Raw genomic sequence first — 2,771 nt, 5'->3', positions numbered from 1 at the left:
GGGGTGGGGTTCGGCGGGGGTGATGACGCCCTGGAGCGTGTCCTCGGCGTCCTGCCAGGTCAGCGCCAGGACTTCGTTGCGACGCTCGACCTTGATCTGATCCGAAGCCGGGGCCGCGACGGCATGCAGGGTCAGCAGGCAGGTCGCGACGACCCACCCCAGGAAGGTGGACCTGCGGCTTTGCCTCGACGGCCGCTGTCCCCTAAGATGCGCTGCCCTGTCACCTTCCACTGAGCCCGCTCCCCCCGGGGAGTGCCCGGGATGAACCCTCAAGCCTTCGGGAAATACCAGCTCCTCAAGAAGCTCGCCACGGGCGGCATGGCCGAGGTCTGGCTTGCGCGTCAGTCCGGAATCGAGGGCTTCCAGAAGGACGTTGTCGTCAAGCGCATCCTCCCGCACCTGGCGGAGGACCGCGAGTTCGTGGAGATGTTCCGCAACGAGGCGCTGATCGCCGCGCGCTTCAACCACCCGAACATCGCGCAGGTGTACGAGTTCGGCGAGGCCAACGGGACCTACTACATCGCCATGGAGTTCATCCACGGCGAGGACCTGGGCCGGGTCATGCGCAAGGCCAGCGGGATGAACCAGTGGATCGCCCGGCCGCTGGCGGTGCGCATCGTCGCCTCCGCGTGCGAGGGCCTCTACTACGCGCACAGCCGCACGGACGACGCGGGCCGCCCGCTCAACGTGGTGCACCGGGACATCTCCCCGCAGAACATCCTGATCAGCTTTGATGGTTCGGTGAAGCTGGTGGACTTCGGCATCGCGAAGGCCGCGGATCAGGCCTCCATGACGAAGTCCGGCGCCATCAAGGGCAAGTTCGCGTACATGGCGCCCGAGCAGGCCGCCGGCAAGCACCTGGACGCCCGCGCGGACATCTTCGCCATCGGCCTGGTGCTGTACGAGATGCTCACCGGGCACCGGCCGCTCAAGAAGGACTCGGAGCTGGCCACGCTGCAGGCCGCCATGGAGTGCGCCATCCCCGCGCCGTCCGAGGTGGCCGACGTGCCCCGGGACATGGACCACGTGGTGATGCGCGCCCTGGCGAAGAGCGCGGATGACCGCTACGACACCGCGCGGGAGCTGCAGTCCGCCCTGGAGGAGCTGCTCGTCAACGAGCGCTGGGTGGTGGGCTCGGTGCAGATCTCCGAGCTGATGAAGACGCTCTTCTCGGACCGGCTGGCGGAGGAGCTGAAGCAGGGCCAGTTCGTCCCGGTGGGCGAGGACTCCAGCACGTCGCCGCCCCGGCCGCCCGCGGAGATGAGCTGGGAGGCCCCGCCGGGTGAGTCGTCCTCGCAGCGCGAGCGCGCGCGTGGCAACACCCGCACGGGCGCCGCGCCCCGCCGCGCGACGGGCATGGCGCCGGCCGTCATCCCGGAGGATCCGAACGAGTACGACGCGCCGTCGCTCACGGGCGTGGAGTCGCAGCCGCGCCGCCGCTCCAGCGTGTCGGAGCCGGTGGCCCGCCGCAACACGTCCTCCAGCAACCCGGGCGTCACGCAGGTGGCGCGCACCAACTCGCGCTCGGACCTGCGCAGCCAGCCGATGGAGGACGTGCCCACGCCTCCGCCGCCCCGGCGCACGATGTCGCGCGTGGTGCCGGTGTCGGAGCCTCCGCCCTCGCGTTCCCGCTCCGGCGTGCAGCGCATGGACGTGGAGGAGGACGACGAGCGCACCCGCCTGCCTCCGCCGGAGGATGATCCGGACACGGTGCCGGCGCCCGTGGTGCGCCGCCGCACCAGCACCAGCCAGCAGGCCGCCATCGAGGCGCCGCGCCGTCGCACCTCCAGCCGCGTGGATGCCCCGCGCCCGCGCCCCGTGCCGGTGGACGACGAGGACTCCGCCCCGCGGCGTCCTTCGAGGAACAACGCCCCGGCGGTGCGGGACGAGCCGGCGCGCCCCCGAGGGCAGGCCGTGCGCACGGTGGCCACGGTGGGCTTCATCGTGGGCCTGCTCGCGGTGCTGGTCCTCTTCCGGGAGCCCATCCTCGCGGCGGCGACCTCCAAGGCCGTGGATGCGCAGGGCGTGTGGCTCACGGTGAACACCAACCAGCCGGTGAAGGTGTCGGTGCGGCACACGCCGCGCTGTGGCAGCGCGGAGCCGGTGACGGCGCTGGGCACCGCGCCGCTCACGCGCGCGCAGGGCGCCCACCTGCAGGACACGCTCATCCTGGAGAACGAGGCCCAGGGCATCTACCTGGAGGACTCGGAGGAGCTGGCGTTCGGTCAGCCCGGCGAGCTGAAGACCTTCGAGCGCACCTTCAAGGAAGGCACGCTCCGGCTGAAGATCACGCCCAGGACGATGACCGGCCTGACCGTGTACCGGAACAACCAGTCGCTGGGCAGCGCCTCCACCACGCTGAAGCTGATGGAAGGCGAGCAGCGTCTGGAGCTGCGCGGCGCCAAGCTGAAGGAACCCGTCTCCTTCGAGGCCAAGATCAAGCCCGGCGAGACGACGGACCTGCCGCTGGACCTGGAGTCCTCGCTCTAAACCCCCGCTAGTAGCGGGGCAGGGACGGGTCCACGGTGCGCGAGTACAGGTCGATGCCGCCCTTGAGCGACACGGCCTCCAGCCCCAGGTCACGCAGGTACGCGGCGCCGTCCAGGCTCCGCACCCCGTGGTGGCAGTAGACGACGACGGGGCGGCCCCGGAAGGCCTGGAGGGCCTCGGCGTGCTCCTCCAGCTCCGGCAGGGGCATCAGCACGGAGTCCGGCAGGGCCACCCACTCGTGCTCGTGGACGAAGCGCACATCCACCAGGACGGGGCGGGAT

At 71.1% G+C, this 2,771-nt stretch carries 3 protein-coding genes; 1 reads left to right on the top strand and 2 read right to left on the bottom strand.

The genetic code is table 11. The annotated features are described in order from the left end of the window. Nucleotides 1–231: hypothetical protein (locus D7X74_RS44725; RefSeq protein WP_370450865.1), on the bottom strand; the 231-nt coding region annotated here is incomplete at its 3' end. Between the two features lie 30 nt (nucleotides 232–261). Between D7X74_RS44725 and D7X74_RS41030 the strand changes: the two genes are divergently transcribed. Next, nucleotides 262–2,490, top strand: coding sequence for a serine/threonine-protein kinase (locus tag D7X74_RS41030; protein ID WP_120538352.1), 2,229 nt, complete (start codon nucleotides 262–264; stop codon nucleotides 2,488–2,490). A gap of 7 nt (nucleotides 2,491–2,497) precedes the next feature. Here D7X74_RS41030 and D7X74_RS41025 read toward each other — a convergent pair. Beyond that, the coding region (locus tag D7X74_RS41025) for a rhodanese-like domain-containing protein (protein ID WP_120538351.1) at nucleotides 2,498–2,771 on the bottom strand (274 nt) is incomplete at its 5' end.

Source organism: Corallococcus sp. CA047B, from assembly GCF_003612065.1.
Taxonomy (GTDB): Bacteria; Myxococcota; Myxococcia; order Myxococcales; family Myxococcaceae; genus Corallococcus; species Corallococcus praedator.
This window is presented reverse-complemented; position numbering and strand designations above follow the sequence as displayed.

Excerpts from the sequence above, each read along its gene's own strand:
- D7X74_RS41030 (WP_120538352.1), top strand. The coding sequence starts at position 262 with ATGAACCCTCAAGCCTTCGGGAAATACCAGCTCCTCAAGAAGCTCGCC.